Here is a 15,875-nt window from a genome sequence, read left to right on the forward strand (position 1 = left end):
ACCGATGACTGCCGAACGTAGGAGGTTACCGGCGCTACGTCTTAGATCGACGGGTAGGCTACCGCTCTGCTGCCAAGCCCGGCAATTTGCCCTTGACACCGGCCGCAGGGTCCGCCGATGCACAGGTCATCGAGCAGGTGGACGGTGAGTGCGGCACCGACTCGTACCCGCCCGCGTTCAGGCTCTTGCCCCCGGGATCCGATGAGGCCGGTCCCACCAATGACGATCTTCATTTCCCTGCCTTCGGCAACGCGCCCGCGGTGCTCGCCGCCACGACCGGAACCACCGTCACGGCGTCGACCGGCTCGGCGGACAGCATGATCGCGGGGACGATGACCGTCAGCCCCTGAATGCGGCACGCCGGCTGTCGGCTGAGGTCCCCAGTGGCGCCGCCGTGGACCTCACTGGGCGAAGCGGCTCGTGCTACGCCCCGGGTACCTACCCACGGGCCCCAGTGGTCCGGACCAGGGTACCGACCAGGCTCTCCCCAGGGCGCGATGAAGGGGCCCAAGAAACGACCGTGATCACAGCGGCATCACCGGATGCCGGGTGCGAACGGAGCCGAGATCGTGACCATGAACCTGTTGGAGTCGCACAGAGACGACGCGGAGCAGATCGATGACCGGTCGATCGGAAGGTGGGACGGAGGCGCTTCGGCGTTCGTCAGCGCCGCGCCCCGGCTCTTCGCGATCGGTCTGCGCGTCCTGCAAGACATGGGCGAGGCCGAGGACGTGGTGCAGGAGACGTGGTTGCGGTGGGCCCGCACCGACCGCTCGGTCGTCATCAGCCCGCCCGCATTCCTCGCACTGACCACCACGAGGCTCGCCATCAATGTCGCCCAGTCCGCCCGCAGGCGCCGCGAGATTTCCGCCGGCCCCTGGCTTCCCGAGACGACGGACCGCTCTGTCAGCCCCGAGATAGCAGCCGAACGACGCGAGGCGGTCGACACCGCGATCCGGCTGCTGCTGGAGAGGCTGACCCCCGCCGAACGAGCGGTCTATCTCCTACGCATAGCCTTCGACTACCCCTACCGCCGGATCTCCGAGATCCTCCACCTGGGCGAAGACCACGCGCGGCAACTCGTGCGACGCGCCCGCGACCATCTCGCCACCGAGCGACGCCACCCGGTGAGCACCACCGCGCACCGGCGCCTCGCACGGACGTTCCTCGCCGCCGCGCAGACCGGCGACCTCGCCGAACTGGAAGAACTGCTCTCCGCCGGCGTCGCCCGCTAGGTCGTCCGGCCGTCAGCGCCGGGCTTCGCCCCGCTCGCGGATCCCCAGCAGCATCCACCGCATCATCGGGTAGTCGGCGAGTTCCATCAACATCGCCGTGAACGGCGTCAACGGTCGCCGCCACTCGTACCCGGATGCAGCGGTATCAGACGCCAGGCTCAGGTCCGGTTCGGTGAGCACGACAGCAGCCATGACGGCTGAACGAAGCTGTCGACGGCGAGAGGTCCACGGCGGGTGTCACAGCTCGAACCGCTGCTCGGTCTCTTCGGGGCCAGGTGACGGCGAGGCCAGTTCGTAGCCGGTAGCCGGCGCCGTCCGCTGTCGCTACGCGGTGGATCGGCAGCAGACGAGATCAGAGTGAGCAGCCTGCGCGGATGATCGACCTGCGGTTGGCGGGTCTTCGTGTTCGCCGATGCCGCGCCGGGCCGTGGTGCGTCCGGCGCGGCGAAGGTAGGTCTGCGCAGGGCCGGTGTCGCTCGCCTACCGGGTCTGGTCGGTCGGGCGGATGAGGATCTCGTTGACCGCGACGTGCTCCGGCTGGGTGACCGCGTACACGACAGCATTGGCGATGTCCTCGGGCTGCAGGGTGCGCATAGAGGTGGCCATCTGCTGCGCGGCGGCCCGCATCGTGGGGTCGGTGATGTGGCTGGCCAGTTCGGTGGCGACGAAGCCGGGCTCGACGACCACAACACGCACGCCCTGGGCGGTGACCTCCTGCCGCAGCGACTCGGAGAAGGCGGTGATGCCGAACTTCGTCGCGGCGTAGACGCCGCTACTGGCCGACGCGACCCGGCCCGAGGTCGAGGAGACCTGCAGGACGGTGCCCTTGCGCTTCAGCAGATGCGGCAACGCCGCGTGAACCATGTACATCGACCCGAGCAGGTTGGTCTCGACCATGCGCGTCCATTCCGTGGTGTCCGCACCCACGATCGGGCCGGCGAGCATCACCCCGGCGTTGTTCACCAGGATGTCCAGGGCGCCGAAGCGCTCGACGGTCTTCGCGACCGCGGCCCGCACCGACTCTTGGTCGGTCACGTCCAGTTCGAGGGCCAGCACCTCGCCGGGCGCCTTGCGCACCAGAGCCTCCAGCCGGTCGGCGCGCCGGGCCCCGACCGCGACACGGGCCCCCTCCACTGAGAGGGCCAGCGCAGTGGCCTCGCCGATACCCGACGACGCTCCAGTGACGAGGACAACCTTTCCATCCAACGTGTTGCTCATGTGCTTCCTTTCCGCAGGGGCTCACAGGTTCCGTCATGCCTCAATAGCTCGGCCGCGCAGAGGACGGGCGAGAAGCGCGGCGGTCCTTGCGCTGGGCGAGCCCTTCGTCGTCCACCAGGGCGAGCATCGGCTTGCCGGGGTCACACAGCAGAGTGACCGTGAAATCGCGATCCCTTTCTGCCCGCCGTGCCGCCTCGTTGCCGCCCAGTCGCCTGCTAAGACCGGACAGCCTCCAGGCTTGTGACAGCTGCCGCCACATTTCTTTTAGACCGCCTGCGCCAGGGCCTTGTCGATCGCGTCCCGCCGCTCATGACCGACAGCAGTAGTTCCTCGCGCGTACCGAAGTGGTACAGCAACGCCGGCTGCGGCACCCGATCAGATCGGCTATCTCCTGGAAGGAGGTTCTGTGGTCTCCATGTTCGGCGAATGCCTCCAGCGCCGTCTGGAGGATCTGCTCGCGCCGTTCCAGGCCCTTGCGCTAGGGCCGCGCATACGTCCGCCAGTCATTTCGCTGATCGTAGGCCGTGCAGGTCAATGGGCGGCCCGGGTGAGTCCGGGCGGCCGCGCGGGGCGGCCGCCCGGTCGTTCCTTCACGCGGGCAGCGTGATCGGGAACCAGGAACGCACATGGCCGGTGTCAGCGTTGCCCTTGGGCGACACACGAGAAGTTCCTGGCCTGGCCGACGTCGCCGTGGCCTTTGTACTTCGGCCACAGCGGGTATTCACACAAGGGGCGTGTGCGGTTCTTTGTGGCGGGGTTGGCGTCGGTCGCCACTGGGTTGACCGGAGGGTTGTTTCGGCTCGTCCAGTCGTCCAGGGCTGTGAGGGAGTCCCAGGCCAGGTCGAAGCGTCCGGTCGCGTGGGCGTAGCCGGGCTGGACGTAATAGCGCACGAAGCGGCGGATCGATGGGCCGTAGCGTTCGGCCATCCGTTCGTAGTAGGCGCTGGTCAATGCTTCTGGGACCAGCATGTCGGTGGTGCCCTGGACGATGATGAGCTTGCCGCCGTGGCGCGCGAAACGGTCGATGTCGGGGTCAGTCGTGTCAAGAAGCCGGGACAGTTCCTTGACGCGCTTCTCGTACTGTCGATAGTCGAAATTCACCAAGGACCCGTCGGCGTCCTGCTCAATGAAATAACGGATTACCGGATCGAAGAGCGTGTAGTAGCCGGCGGCTTCACCGTTTCCCGCGCTGTCGAGCATCAGGGGAGCGAGATCGGCGCCCCGCAAGACGGGATAGGGGCCTATCCCGGTGACTCCGTTCGCCATCGGGAACGCGAACTTGTAGTGGGAGGCCGCTGTCTGCAGGGTTTGGATCTGAGTCTGGGACAGACAGGTGTCCGAGCTGTCGGTTCCACCGGGGCAGCGTAGCGACTCGACGGAGAAGGCATCGTCGCAGCCCCGGACATTGGAGATCACTCCGTCGACGGCACCGTCGAGTTTGTCGCACGTGCCGTACACGGCGTTGGCGACCAGCTGCTGCTTGGCGGGGTTGAGATAGCCGCCGGGACGGCTGTATGCCTGTTTCCATATGTGATACCAGCTGATCACCATCGCCTGGTTCGCAATGGCAGGGTAGTAGGCGATGATCCCGTCGTAATCGTCACCGTATCGCTGGGCGGCGACGAGTGCCTCGTGTCCTCCCTTGGATCCTCCCGTGTAGTACTGTTTATCGGGTTGTTTGCCGTAATACCTCTTCACGATGGTGATGACGGCATCACGGGTGCGTTTGACGCTCTGTCCGGCCCAGTTGGCGAGCGCCTCCTTGTTCAAAGCGAAGGATCCGGTGGGGCTGGTACCCACGGCGCTGCCTCCGTCGCTCCCGAACGTGGCGTAGCCACGGTTGACCGGCGGCTGTCCCTGTGCCGGGTCGGTATTGACGAAGCCGGGGGCCACATCGAGCCCGGTGACGACGATTCCGTTGAAGCCGCTGCCGCCGAACTGCACCGACTTCCTGTTCCAAGAGGTCGGCAGGTTGACCTGGAAGTTGATGTCGGGGGCCGTGGTATCGAGGCTGTGCACCTTGCCCCGGGCCAGGCAGAACTCGGGTCGGCCGCGGGCCGGGTCGGCGCTGTTGAGCGTCGCGGAGTCGACCTCGCCACCGCGGGTGGGCAGGCCGATGTCCGCAGTGTCCACGCGCAGCCCCGTGAGCGACGCGCACCTGGTCGCAGCGTCAGTCACGATCGTCCGCGCGGGGTCTGCGGTCGGGGCGGCGGCGGCCGGGGAGAGACCTTGAAGCATTCCGAGGCATGATGCGGTCAGCGCGATGATGGTGGTTGCGAAGATGTGTCTTTTCATATGTCCTCCGGGGGAGTACGACTTCGCTTCTTCCTGCCTGTGATCGTGATCATCTAAATTTATTTCGTCTTCTGGGGCCGACGTCCCCGATGGAAGGCCGGCTATTGGCGCTTCTGGGGCGAGCCGACGCCCGGCGACGGTCTCACCTCCGGCTCCGCCGCCCTTCGCACTCCATACGGCCCTGCGGCGAGCCAATCGCCTTCGTCCCCTTCTTCCCCTTGGTCCGGATTGTCGAGGGGGCGTGCCGGGCTGCCGGTGCCGTCACCTGCTCGTGTGCGCCGACTTTGATGCCGCGTTGTCACAGATCGGCGTACTGCCCTGTCTTTCAGGCAGGACGGACTCACGGAGCGACAGGAGCGAGAGCTTGCCACCAGCCAACACCACCATCCGAATCCGCATCCGGATGAGCGCTCGTCCCATCGACGAGCCGCACCGCGCGTCGAGCCAGCTGGAGCTCCTGTTCGACCTCACCTTCGTGGTTGCGGTCGCGGTCGTCACCGCCCAGCTCGCGCACGGCATCGCCGACGGTCATGGCCTCGCTGGGCTGGTCCCGTTCCTCCAGGTGTTCTTCGCGATCTGGTGGGCGTGGATGAACTTCACGTGGTTCGCCTCGTCCTACGACACCGACGATGTCGCCTACCGGCTGCTGACCATGGTGCAGATGGCCGGCGTGCTGGTGCTTGCCGCCGGCGTGCCCGCCGCGGCCGGTCGCTCCGATTACGGGATCATCACGCTGGGCTACCTGATCATGAGGATCGGGCTCGTCGCCCAGTGGCTGCGGGCCGGTACCGAAGACCCGGCGAGCCGCCGCACCGCGTTGCGCTACGCCGCCGGCATCGGCCTCGCGCAGGTGGGTTGGTTGCTCTGGTTCGTCCTCGTGGAGACGGGTGCCCTGCCCCCATCCTTCCAGCTGCCGTTCTTCGTCTGTCTGGTCGTCCTGGAACTCGTGGTGCCACGGTGGGCGGAGCGGGCCAGGGCCACCCATTGGCATCCACACCACATCGCCGAGCGCTACGGCCTGTTCACGATCATTCTGCTCGGTGAGAGTGTCCTGGCCGCGAGCAGAGGAGTCGAGGGAGCGCTCGAAGCGGGTGAGATCAGCGGTCCCTCCATCGTGATCGCCGGCTCCGGTCTCGTCCTGTTGTTCGCTCTTTGGTGGCTGTACTTCCTCGTGCAGGCAGGGGAAGGTCTCAGTGACCGCCGTCATCGGTCCTACCTGTGGGGGTACGGTCACTACGGCATCTTCGCGGCCTTGGCGGCCCTCGGCGCCGGGCTCGAAGTGGCGGTGGAGCAGAGCGGGCACGAGGTGGCGGCATCGCCGCCGGCGCTCGGCTACGCGGTCGCCATCCCGGTCGGGGTGTATCTCGCTCTGCTGTGGGCGATTCACGCGCTTGTCGTCGCAGAGCCCGTCATCTTTCCCGCTGCGGCTCTGGGTTGTGCCACCGTCATCTTGTTGCTGCCGCTCGCGACACCCTGGATCGGTGTGGCCGCCGTGGTCGCGATGATCGCGGCCATCTGCGTCGTACTGGTCGCCGTCACGATCTGGACCGCAGCCGTGGGGGCCCGCGCTGGAGCGCGTCGTCATGGCCCGCAATCCCCCATAAGGTAGGCCGCCGTCCTCGGCGGGATACGCGGACGCGGCTGGGCTGTCCACCGTGGCGCGCTCGTACGCCTGCCGGCGCAGCCAGACGTCCTGCACCAGATCCTCGGCTTCGGTGATGCTGCCCAGCATCCGGTACGCGATTCCGAACAGGCGCGGCCGCACACAAGGACAGCCCAGCGGCAGGTAACAGTCCCGGGAGATTTCCCCGGCGGAGCGACCGGCACACACCGGCATGGACGTCACAGATCACACCGCTACCCGGTCTTGCTTCAGGAATTGCTTTCATCGATGCGGCCAAAGGAGCACCATGCACTCGTCAGAGAGACGGATCGCCACATCGGTCCTGGTCATCGGAACGGGAGGAGCCGGGCTGCGGGCCGCCATCGAACTCGCCGAGCGCGGTGTCGACGTCCTCGCGGTGGGCAAACGGCCGAAGGCGGACGCGCACACCTCGCTCGCGGCGGGCGGCATCAACGCGGCGCTCGCCACCATGGACCCCGAGGACACCTGGCAACAGCACGCGGCGGACACCCTCAAAGAGAGCTACCTCCTCGCCAACCCGCAGACCGTACAAATCGTCACCGAGGGAGCCGTGCGAGGCATCGAAGACCTCCAACGCTGGGGCATGCCGTTCGCCCGCGAACAGGACGGGCGAATCTCCCAGCGGTTCTTCGGCGCCCACACCTACCGGCGCACCGCCTACGCCGGGGACTACACCGGACTCGAGATCCAGCGCACCCTGATCGACCGCGCGGCGCAACTGGATGTCCCCATCCTCGACACCGTGTATGTCACGCGCATCCTCGTCCACGACAACGCGGTTTTCGGCGCGTACGGGTTCGGCCTGACCGACGGCAGCCGTTACGTCGTCCATGCCGACGCAGTGATCCTGGCCGCCGGCGGCCACACCCGGATCTGGCGGCGCACCTCCTCCCGGCGTGACGAGAATACCGGCGACGCCTTCCGCCTTGCCGTCCAGGCGGGCTGCCGGATCCGCGACGCCGAGCTGGTGCAGTTCCACCCGTCCGGTCTCATCGCGCCCGAGAACGCGGCCGGCACCCTCGTCTCCGAAGCGGCCCGGGGTGAGGGCGGAATCCTGCGTAACCAGCTCGGCGAGCGGTTCATGTCGCGCTATGACCCGGAACGGATGGAGTTGTCCACGCGTGACCGCGTCTCACTGGCCGCCTACACAGAGATCAAAGAAGGTCGTGGGACCCAGAACGGCGGCGTGTGGCTGGATGTGTCCCATCTGCCGCGCGAGACGATTATGACGCGGTTGCCTCGCGTCTACCAGACGCTGCTGGAGCTGCAGATGCTCGACATCACCAAGGATCCGATCGAGATCGCCCCGACCGCGCACTACTCGATGGGCGGGGTCTGGGTGCGGTCCGAGGACCACAGCACCGGGGTCGACGGCCTGTACGCGATCGGAGAGGCGGCCAGCGGCCTGCACGGCGCCAACCGCCTCGGCGGCAACTCACTCATCGAACTGCTCGTCTTCGGCCGCATCGTCGGGCAGGCAGCGGCCGCGTATTCCGCGGGCCTGGGCGGCCAGCGACGCTCGACCGAAGTGCTCGACGCGGCACGGGCGGAGGTGGATGAGCTCCTCGCGGCCGACGGCCCCGAGAACGTGCGCTCACTGCAGCGCGCCCTCCGCGACATCATGACCGAGTACGCCGGGGTGGTGCGCGATGAGAGCGGCCTGCGGAAAGGCCTGGCCGAACTCGCTGCGGTGGAGGCGCGCATCGCGGACGTCGGCGTGCACCCGGACCTCGCCGGCTTCCAGGACCTGGCCCACGTCTTCGACCTGAAGTCCGCGGCGCTCGCCGCCCGCGCGACGATCGAGACCGGGCTGGAGCGTCGCGAGACCCGCGGCTGCCACAACCGCTCCGACTACCCCGGGCTCGACCCCGCGCTGCAGGTCAACCTCGTGTGGTCCGGTCCCGGTTCGGTGGAGCGGGAGGCCATCCCGCCGATTCCCGGCGAGATCGCGGCGCTCATGCGCGAGGTTTCGACCGTCGGCAAACTCGTTGAGTAGCGATCAACCACCGGTCGCGCTGCTCGAGCCGGTCGCCCCTCTCCCGTTCAAACTGGACGTACCACCGGACGGATGCTCGCCTCTCCCTGAAAGGACGACAAGGATGAGCCCTGTGGTTGTAGAAGTGGACGACTCCGAGGAGGGTCTGCGGGCCGTGGAGTGGGCGGCCGGGGAGGCGGAACGTGTCCTGGCCACCTCGCCGGCGCGGGCGCATGCGGTCGCTCCCGACATCAAGGTGACCACCAGCCTGCCGGAAAGCGCGCGCCCAGTAGCGATCGTCCTGGTCCACCAGTAGACCCCCGGCGCGCCACATGATCGTGTGGTACGCCCGAGATTTTGATCATGAGTGTTGGCGTCATCCGCAGCTGGAGAAAGAATCTCGCGGCAACTGTCACAAGCTCGGAGGCTGCCCGGTCTTAGCTGGTGACCGGTTGGCGACAGATGCCCCGGCAGACAGAAAGGGTTCGCCGTGAAGATCGTGGTAATCGGTGGGACCGGCCTGATCGGGTCGAAGCTGGTGACGAAGCTGGGCGAGCACGGCCACGAGGCGGTGGCTGCGGCGCCGAACACCGGCGTGAACACCCTCACCGGCGAAGGGCTGGCCGAGGTGCTGACAGGCGCGTCGGTGGTGATCGACGTGTCGAACTCCCCCTCCTTCGAGGAGGCCGCCGTACGGGAGTTCTTCGAGACCTCCACCCGCAACCTGCTCGCCGCAGAGGCGGCGGCCGGTGTCGGCCACCACGTCGCGCTGTCGGTGGTGGGCACGGAGCGGCCGCCCGGGAACGCCTACTTCCGGGCGAAGATCGCCCAAGAGCAGCTGATCGAGAAGTCGTCGATCCCGTACTCGATCGTGCACGCCACCCAGTTCTTCGAGTTCGTCCGGAGAATCGCCGACGACGCTACGGACGGCGACAAGGTGCGGATGGCGCCCGTGCTGTTCCAGCCGATCGCGGGCGACGACGTCGCGCAGGCGCTCGGCAGGGTCTCGGTGGGGACGCCGTTGAACGGCAGGGGCGAGATCGCCGGGCCCGAGCAGTACCGGATGGACGAGTTCTTCCGCGACGCGCTGGCCTCCTGGGGCGACCCGCGCGAGGTGGTCACCGACCCGCACGCGCACTACTTCGGAGCCGAACTGCTCGAGCGGTCGCTGGTGCCGGAGGACAGCGCCACCCTCGGCACGATCAGTTACCGCGACTGGTCCGCCCGGAACGCGGCCGGCATGTAGCACGCCCGGCCCGAAGTCCCCATAGGCACGAAAGGCAACTTCCATGTCCGACAGCAACCGGGACCCGCCGGGCCCAAGCCGAGATAGACCGCGTAGCAGACGGCTCTGACCATGCTGTAGGAGGCCGGACCGCTGCTCGTCGGTGCCGGGTTCGAGCCCCTCGAGCAGATGTCGCGGTCGCAACGTGCCGTGGGGGTGGCGGCGGTCGTCGAGACCCGCCGCCGGGCCCACTCCGCCTACACGCCGGCGGCCCGCCGGGGTGAGCGCTTCACCCACCTGTTCGCCTCCGGCCAGATCACCGTGTGGCTGATCCACGCGGCCAGCCGGTCCGCCGGACATCCACTCAAGCCACGCATGGAGGAAAGATGAGCGCTCCGAACGGCGAGGGCGACGTTCTGTACGAGCTCAAGGCCGAAGTCGAGGTCGAACTGATCGTGGTCGAGGCGAGCCATCCGGAGGAAGAGATGCGATTGCCGGTCACCGACTGGCTGTTCGATCCGACGGACGTCGAGCGCGAGAAGATCGGCCTGCGGGGTCTGCGCGACGCGGTCGAGGTGCTGGAAGACGACTCCCGGCCCGGCGGTCACGTTGCCTGACATGCGGATCCACACGCTCGACAGCCTGCGTGAGCACCTGCAGTGGGCGATCGAGTTGGAACACGCGACCTTGCCGCCGTACCTGTGCGCGCTGTACTCGCTGGACCCGGAGCGCAACCCGGAAGCAGTCGAAGTGGTGAGCAGCGTCTTCGCCGAGGAGATGCTGCACCTGGCGCTGGCCGTGAACCTGCTCAACGCCATCGGCGGCCGCCCGCGACTGGACACGCCGCGGATGCTCCCGCCGCACCCCCGGCCCCTTCCCCATGGCGACCGCTCCTTGGAGCTGTCGCTGGTCCCCTTCGGCGCGGAAGCACTCGAGATGTTCCTGCGGATCGAACAGCCGGCACCGCCCGGCGCGCCGGCGGAGGACGACGACTACGAGACGATCGGCCAGTTCTACGCCGCGATCGAACAGGGACTGCGCCACCTATGCGACCGGCTCGGCGAGCGGAAGGTCTTCAGCGGCGATCCGGCCCGCCAGGTGAACGCCGCGCACTTCCGCCACACCGCCGGGCGGCTGATCGCGGTAGACGGACTGAAGTCCGCGCTCGCGGCGCTGGAGGAGATCGTCGAGCAGGGCGAGGGCACCGCCCACGGCGAAGTCTGGGACGGTGACCAGGACGTCTTCCACCCCGATCGGGACGAGGTGGCGCACTACTATCGGTTCCAGGAGCTCAAGCTTGGCCGACGCTACCGGCGGGGCGACACCCCGCAGTCCGGGCCCACCGGCGAGGCGATCTGGGTGGATCCGGCGGGCGTACTCCCGATGCGGCGCAACCCGCGACCGGCCGACCCGGGCAGCGCCATCCGCATCGCCCAGGACGAGTTCAACCACACCTATTGCGCCATCCTGCATCTGCTGGAGCAGGCGTTCAACGGCAGCCCGAAGCTGCTCGCGGTCGCCACCAGCACCATGTACGCGCTCAAGGCCCAAGCCAGGGCCCTGATGCGGATGCCCGACGGCGAGGGCACCACGGCCGGCCCCACCTTCGAATATGTCCCACCCGAACAACGCCGGTGGAGCGCCGGTGACCGGAAGCGGATCGTCGTCCTGCGCGACGGCCCGTACATCGTGTACGGCAGCATCCCGCTCCGCCGCAAACGCAAGATCGTCTCCTCGGAGAACAACGCGCTGACCTGGAAGACCGGCGAGCCCCTGGAAACCGAGGACACCTATGCGCTGTGCCGCTGCGGCCACTCGGGCTCCAAGCCGTTCTGCGACGGCACCCACGCCCTGATCGGGTTCGACGGCACGGAGAGCCCGGTCATGCGGCCGTACAAGGAACTGCAGCACGTGCACGACGGAGTGGGCATCTCGGCCCAGCGAGTGGGAGAGCTGTGCATCCATGCCGCCTTCTGCCTCGGCCGCACCAGGCCGATCGCCGCGATGCTCGCCGACACCGGCGACAGCGACGTACGCGCCAACATCATGGGCCGTATGGACCACTGCCCCTCCGGCTCCTACAGCTACGCCCTGCAGCGCGGCGGCGACACGATCGAGCCCGACCTTCCGCAGGCCATCTCGGTCCTGGAGGAGGAGGATGGACTGGCCAGCGCCCTGTGGGTCACCGGAGGAGTGCCGGTCCTGCGAGCGGACGGCCGGCCGCTGGAGAGCCGCAACAGGATGACGCTGTGCCGCTGCGGCCATTCCGGCAACAAACCGCTGTGCGACGGAACCCACCGAGAGATCGGCTTCCGCGAGGAAGCATCGGACCACGAAGGCGACCATCGGCCTACCACGAGCAAAGAAAGCACGCCATGAACAGGAACATCCTGGAGCCGGCGGCGCAGGAGCCCGCCGACGCGACCGCCAATCCCCCCTTCCTGTGCGAGCTGGGGCCCGACGGCGCCCGCAAGGTCGGTGATTTCGAAGACGCCGGCGTCCCCACACTGCCGGAAGCGGTTGTGGACGGTCGGCCAGGCGCCGAACTCCTTCGGCATCTCCCGCCACTGCTCGTCCGTCTTGAACCGCCAGATCGCGCCCTCGAACTGCTGTCGCAGCCGCTCGGGGTACGGGCCGAACCTGCCGATTGGCAGGTAAGGCTCGATGAACTCCCGCTCCTTGTCCGTCGGTTGGACCCGCGTCGCACAAGACGGCCTACCGGATCAGGCCCCGCCACACGGGCGAATCCCACAGATTGATCAATCCGATACGCACCCTAGGGCGCCCCTCGGCGGCTCCGCGGCCCGCGTGAAGCGACACCGGGGGTCGCCTCTGGACGTACCGGCATCGAGATCGGATACGGATGTGCCGCGCCCATGGCGCTCCCTAGCGTGCAGCCATGACCCATCAGCACACCCCACCACCTCGGCCGCCCGCCCCGAGACGCCCGGTTCTCGGGCTGCCCATGATCGCGGTAATCGGGCTCGCTCTTCTCGCGGCGCCCCGGGTCGTGCTTCACGACCTGGACGTCATCCACGAGGGCACCTTCGTGAACGCCCTGTTCGTCTTCGTACCACCGATGATCTGGATCGGGGTCGCCCTCTGGAAACGAGTGCCCAGCCCCTTCCTCACCCTGCTCGTCGTGGGCCTGTTCTATGGCGTCCTCCTTGCCGCGGGACACCAGTTGCTCTGGGACGCCGGCTTCGGCGGCAACCCGCCCGCACTCGGCGGGAACCTGAGCGATCTCAACCCGGCGACGCAGTCCGTCATCCTGCGACTGTTCGCCGCGATCAGCAGTCTCTTCACCGGCGTCATCGTTGGAGCGATCACCGGCCTGATCGCCTGGGGACTCAGCAGAGTCATTCCTTCAACTTCCAGGGCGTCCTGAGTACCTGCTTCTCCGCGTTCGGGCAGCGGCGCGGGTTTCGCGAGCATCTGGCCGGGCTGCTGCTACCGCGTGAGCGCGACAAGACGCCGACCTGCCTGGCCGGGGCCGAGCCCGTGTGCTGGGCATTGAGAGGTTCCTTGCCTGGCTGTTCGGCTAGCGCCGTCTCCCCGTCCGGTATTAATGCAAGGGCAGCCACCTCTCGCCTTCCTCGGCCTCTCCGCCGCGCTGACCTGCTACAAGAAACCCGCCAAGCTCACCACGTGAGGCATCGTCCAGGGAAGTGGCTCGGGCCTGGTGGGCGGTGCGCCAGCCGGAGGGGATGCGGTAAGGGCCCATCCACGGTTCGAGGGGGACGCCCCAGCTATTCAGCGCGAAGGAGACCTTGTGGTACTCGCCGATCAGGGTGACGAGTTCGATCAGTTCACGTTCGCCGTAGGTTTCCGACAGGGTCTCCCAGGTGTGGTCGGAAACCACTGACTCGGTGTGCAGTTCGTCCACAGCGGTCAGCACCGCCCGCTCGTGCCGGGTCCATGGTCCGAGGGAGATGTCCCGGGAAATCAGGTCGATCTCCTCTCGGGTGAGGCCGACGCCGAGAGCGACAAGGTAGTGGTGATTCCACTGGTAGATCGCCGAACACGCCCACGCGCCGCGCAAGATCGCCAATTCGCGGTGGCGTGGCGGTAGGACGCCGTCGATCACGCCACGGGCGAGGGGCACGCTCTCCTTGTACAGCTTGGTGTGCCGTACAAAGGTGGTGAGAATGTTCGGGATGTTCACACGGTGCAGCTCGAAGATCGAGTTCTCCCCTTCGATGAGGCCCAACGCGTCCAGTGTTTCCTGGTCACGCTCACCGGGGGCGACGGGTGCGATCCGCGGCCGTCGGCGGATGCCCTCGGCGATCTCGGCGGCGGTGGTCAGGACGCCGGTGACCGTGCGGTCGGTGCTGTCGCCCAGGGACTTGTAGACGGTGGCCAAGGTGATCGCCAGGTTCTCCCGGCAGTCCCACTGGTCCCAGCGGCCGAGCGGCAGTTCGGCGGCGGCCTCCTCGACCGGCATTCCCTTGCGGTAGCGCACCTCCGCCTCGCTGTGCAGGTGCTCGAGATAGTCCCGCAGATCGATGATCCCGGTGATGTCGGTGACCGGCCCGTACCCGGGAACCACTACAGTCGGCCGTAGCGCCGCGAGCTGGACGCAAGCCGCACGCCACAGCTCGATCGAGCCCGACCACGACGCGGGATGCACACCGTTGACGACAGCGGCACCTGTGATCAGCACCGCCTCGTCAGGAAGCCACACGATCGTGTCAGCGGTGCTGTAGGCGCGCCCGATGTCCTGAACCTCGACAAGTGTGTGGCCGAGTTTGAGGTCGGCCGCACCGCTGAAGGTTTGATCAGGTGTTAATCGCCGAGCCGCGATTCCGTGTGTGCGCTGGGATCTCCCGAGATAGGCATCGAGTGGAGAACCCCGCTCCACCTCGACGGCGTCGAGCAGAGGGCACCTGGCGAGTGCCGTCGCCGTCTCCACCGAGGTGAGTGTCGTGGCGTAGTCCGGGATGTGCTGCCCGGAGTCGGTGTCGGTGAGCACCACCACCTTCGCCGCGCCATCGCCGTAACTGAGCAGCTGTCTCGTGGCGTCCGCGCTGTCGAGAGTGCCGACGAGCATACCCCCGCTCATGTCACCCCGCACGTACGTCGCGTTGCGAGTGGTTCCGTCATAGGCGATCCACACGGACTCGCTCAGGTGCTCGTAGTACATGTCCACCTACCTCTCACTGCCTTTTGTTCAACACCATGTGTTCGAGCCAGTCCGCCACGCGGCCACCGGTCTCCACGATGTGCTGCTCGAGCATCGACAGATGGTCGCCGGGGCCGTCGATGACGTCGGTCATCCCGGGCAGCGTCGATCGCCAAGCGTCGTCGTGTACGGTGCCCAGCGGCACAGACGCGCGCACCAGCAGCGATGGCACGCGCGTCGGCCGAGGACGCCACGACGACAACAGGTCCAAATACCAAGCGGTGGCCGACAAGCGGATCCAGTCGAGCCCGTCGACCACCGATTCCCGGGCATGCAACGCCGGCCACAGCCTGGGCCGCAACACCTCAGTGGCTTTCGAGTCGAGCAAGTGGGTATCCAGCAGGACAACCGCGTCGACGGCAAGGCCACGATCGTCAAGCCAGGCGGCGACCTCGTGGGCGAGCAACCCGCCCGAAGATGTTCCAAGCAGGACAAGCGGACCCGCCACGGTGCGGTCCACGACCGCGGCCGCCAGTTGCTCGATCAACACGGTCCGGGAGCTGGGCAACAGCTCGCCGTCGGTGAACCCGCCAGGCGTGACCACGCTGACATCCCACTGGCCGCCAAGAGCGGTGGCCAGACCATGGTAGACATGCTCGCCGGTGGTGGGAACGATGGGCGCGACACAGACCAGCTGACGCCCGGTTCCACTGTCCCTCAACGGTGTCAGACGGAGGGCCGGCGGCTCGGCCGACTTCTCGCGCACTTCGGCCACCCCGCGCAGCAATGCGTCCGCCTGGTCCAGCAAACCAGCGTCGACCGACTGCCGGTGCAGGTGCGCGATGACGTCCGGCGGGCTCTGTGACGCGCTTGGCGCAGTGTCCACCGCGACCCCGCGGACGAACAGCTCGGCCGCCGAAAGCAGCACCCGGTCCATGCCACCCTCGTCACGGCGCAACGTCCCGGCCACCACCGCGGTGACCCCCGCCGCGTCCACCGCCTGCTCGATCCCCAGCATCAGCAGCGGATGCGGGCCGACCTCGACGAACGCCCGATACCGCTCCTCCAGCAACCGCTCGATGGCCGGCGCGAACTCCACCGTCCGCCGCACGTTCTCATACCAGTAGCCGGCATCCAGCTCCGTGCCCTCCAACCACTGC

General features: G+C 67.6%; 15 protein-coding genes and 2 pseudogenes. 10 read left to right on the forward strand and 7 right to left on the reverse strand.

Translation table 11 applies throughout. The features are described 5' to 3' along the window. Positions 1-92: 92 nt before the first annotated feature. Positions 93-350: a hypothetical protein gene (locus ABT130_RS33100; RefSeq protein WP_350962142.1), complete on the forward strand. Its 258-nt coding sequence runs from the start codon at positions 93-95 to the stop codon at positions 348-350. A 225-nt stretch (positions 351-575) separates the two neighbouring features. Beyond that, positions 576-1,235, forward strand: a complete 660-nt coding sequence (locus ABT130_RS33105; protein ID WP_350962176.1) for a sigma-70 family RNA polymerase sigma factor — start codon at positions 576-578, stop codon at positions 1,233-1,235. Positions 1,236-1,247: 12 nt separating this feature from the next. Here ABT130_RS33105 and ABT130_RS33110 read toward each other — a convergent pair whose 3' ends face one another. The 3 genes from ABT130_RS33110 to ABT130_RS33120 form a co-directional block, all read right to left on the reverse strand. Further along, positions 1,248-1,427, reverse strand: a complete 180-nt coding sequence (locus ABT130_RS33110; protein ID WP_350962145.1) for a hypothetical protein — start codon at positions 1,425-1,427, stop codon at positions 1,248-1,250. Positions 1,428-1,715: 288 nt separating this feature from the next. Continuing rightward, a complete protein-coding gene (locus ABT130_RS33115; RefSeq protein ID WP_350962148.1) occupies positions 1,716-2,453 on the reverse strand; it encodes an SDR family NAD(P)-dependent oxidoreductase in 738 nt (245 codons plus the stop codon). Between the two features lie 636 nt (positions 2,454-3,089). Continuing rightward, complete coding sequence (locus ABT130_RS33120) at positions 3,090-4,748, reverse strand: tannase/feruloyl esterase family alpha/beta hydrolase (RefSeq protein ID WP_350962150.1); 1,659 nt, start codon at positions 4,746-4,748, stop codon at positions 3,090-3,092. A gap of 364 nt (positions 4,749-5,112) precedes the next feature. Between ABT130_RS33120 and ABT130_RS33125 the strand changes: the two genes are divergently transcribed. Next, positions 5,113-6,357 carry a low temperature requirement protein A gene (locus ABT130_RS33125; protein ID WP_350962153.1) on the forward strand — a complete coding sequence of 415 codons (1,245 nt, stop codon included), beginning with the start codon at positions 5,113-5,115 and terminating at the stop codon, positions 6,355-6,357. A gap of 60 nt (positions 6,358-6,417) precedes the next feature. Here the strand turns inward: ABT130_RS33125 and ABT130_RS33130 are convergent. After that, a pseudogene (locus ABT130_RS33130) lies at positions 6,418-6,585 on the reverse strand (sigma factor); the annotation flags it as partial. A 73-nt stretch (positions 6,586-6,658) separates the two neighbouring features. On the opposite strand from ABT130_RS33130, the gene ABT130_RS33135 reads away from it, so the two are divergent. The 6 genes from ABT130_RS33135 (at position 6,659) to ABT130_RS33160 (ending at position 11,972) form a co-directional block, all read left to right on the forward strand. Continuing rightward, positions 6,659-8,389 carry an L-aspartate oxidase gene (locus tag ABT130_RS33135; RefSeq protein ID WP_350962156.1) on the forward strand — a complete coding sequence of 577 codons (1,731 nt, stop codon included), beginning with the start codon at positions 6,659-6,661 and terminating at the stop codon, positions 8,387-8,389. A 112-nt stretch (positions 8,390-8,501) separates the two neighbouring features. Then, positions 8,502-8,684, forward strand: coding sequence for a hypothetical protein (locus ABT130_RS33140; protein ID WP_350962159.1), 183 nt, complete (start codon positions 8,502-8,504; stop codon positions 8,682-8,684). A 174-nt stretch (positions 8,685-8,858) separates the two neighbouring features. Beyond that, positions 8,859-9,614 (forward strand): SDR family oxidoreductase, encoded by a 756-nt coding sequence (locus tag ABT130_RS33145; protein WP_350962161.1) that lies wholly within the window; start codon positions 8,859-8,861, stop codon positions 9,612-9,614. 168 nt (positions 9,615-9,782) lie between these two features. Further along, positions 9,783-9,983, forward strand: coding sequence for a hypothetical protein (locus ABT130_RS33150; protein WP_350962163.1), 201 nt, complete (start codon positions 9,783-9,785; stop codon positions 9,981-9,983). Continuing rightward, a complete protein-coding gene (locus tag ABT130_RS33155; protein ID WP_350962166.1) occupies positions 9,980-10,210 on the forward strand; it encodes a hypothetical protein in 231 nt (76 codons plus the stop codon). Before ABT130_RS33150 ends, ABT130_RS33155 begins: the two co-directional genes overlap by 4 nt. Before the next feature lies 1 nt (position 10,211). After that, positions 10,212-11,972, forward strand: a complete 1,761-nt coding sequence (locus ABT130_RS33160) for a ferritin-like domain-containing protein (RefSeq protein WP_350962169.1) — start codon at positions 10,212-10,214, stop codon at positions 11,970-11,972. Positions 11,973-12,079: 107 nt separating this feature from the next. On the opposite strand, the pseudogene ABT130_RS33165 reads toward ABT130_RS33160, so the two are convergent. Next, a pseudogene (locus ABT130_RS33165) lies at positions 12,080-12,295 on the reverse strand (transposase); the annotation flags it as partial. A gap of 197 nt (positions 12,296-12,492) precedes the next feature. On the opposite strand from ABT130_RS33165, the gene ABT130_RS33170 reads away from it, so the two are divergent. Further along, entirely contained in the window at positions 12,493-12,981 is a 489-nt protein-coding gene (locus ABT130_RS33170; protein ID WP_350962171.1) for a hypothetical protein, read from the forward strand. A 177-nt stretch (positions 12,982-13,158) separates the two neighbouring features. Here ABT130_RS33170 and ABT130_RS33175 read toward each other — a convergent pair whose 3' ends face one another. Both ABT130_RS33175 and ABT130_RS33180 read right to left on the reverse strand, forming a co-directional pair. Then, on the reverse strand, positions 13,159-14,736 hold the full coding sequence (locus ABT130_RS33175) for a carboxymuconolactone decarboxylase family protein (protein ID WP_350962179.1): 1,578 nt from the start codon (positions 14,734-14,736) through the stop codon (positions 13,159-13,161). 13 nt (positions 14,737-14,749) lie between these two features. Continuing rightward, positions 14,750-15,875, reverse strand: a 1,126-nt coding sequence (locus tag ABT130_RS33180; RefSeq protein WP_350962174.1) for an acyltransferase domain-containing protein, incomplete at its 5' end; no start/stop codon positions are given.

The sequence above is a fragment of the Streptosporangium sp. NPDC001681 genome, assembly GCF_040298085.1.
GTDB lineage: Bacteria > Actinomycetota > Actinomycetes > Streptosporangiales > Streptosporangiaceae > Streptosporangium.

What these genes read in the sequence shown, in the direction of transcription:
- ABT130_RS33105 (WP_350962176.1), top strand. Translation starts at nt 576, where the DNA reads ATGAACCTGTTGGAGTCGCACAGAGACGACGCGGAGCAGATCGATGAC.
- ABT130_RS33110 (WP_350962145.1), bottom strand. Translation starts at nt 1,427, where the DNA reads ATGGCTGCTGTCGTGCTCACCGAACCGGACCTGAGCCTGGCGTCTGAT.
- ABT130_RS33115 (WP_350962148.1), bottom strand. Translation starts at nt 2,453, where the DNA reads ATGAGCAACACGTTGGATGGAAAGGTTGTCCTCGTCACTGGAGCGTCG.
- ABT130_RS33120 (WP_350962150.1), bottom strand. Translation starts at nt 4,748, where the DNA reads ATGAAAAGACACATCTTCGCAACCACCATCATCGCGCTGACCGCATCA.
- ABT130_RS33135 (WP_350962156.1), top strand. Translation starts at nt 6,659, where the DNA reads ATGCACTCGTCAGAGAGACGGATCGCCACATCGGTCCTGGTCATCGGA.
- ABT130_RS33150 (WP_350962163.1), top strand. Translation starts at nt 9,783, where the DNA reads ATGTCGCGGTCGCAACGTGCCGTGGGGGTGGCGGCGGTCGTCGAGACC.
- ABT130_RS33155 (WP_350962166.1), top strand. Translation starts at nt 9,980, where the DNA reads ATGAGCGCTCCGAACGGCGAGGGCGACGTTCTGTACGAGCTCAAGGCC.
- ABT130_RS33160 (WP_350962169.1), top strand. Translation starts at nt 10,212, where the DNA reads ATGCGGATCCACACGCTCGACAGCCTGCGTGAGCACCTGCAGTGGGCG.
- ABT130_RS33170 (WP_350962171.1), top strand. Translation starts at nt 12,493, where the DNA reads ATGACCCATCAGCACACCCCACCACCTCGGCCGCCCGCCCCGAGACGC.
- ABT130_RS33175 (WP_350962179.1), bottom strand. Translation starts at nt 14,736, where the DNA reads ATGTACTACGAGCACCTGAGCGAGTCCGTGTGGATCGCCTATGACGGA.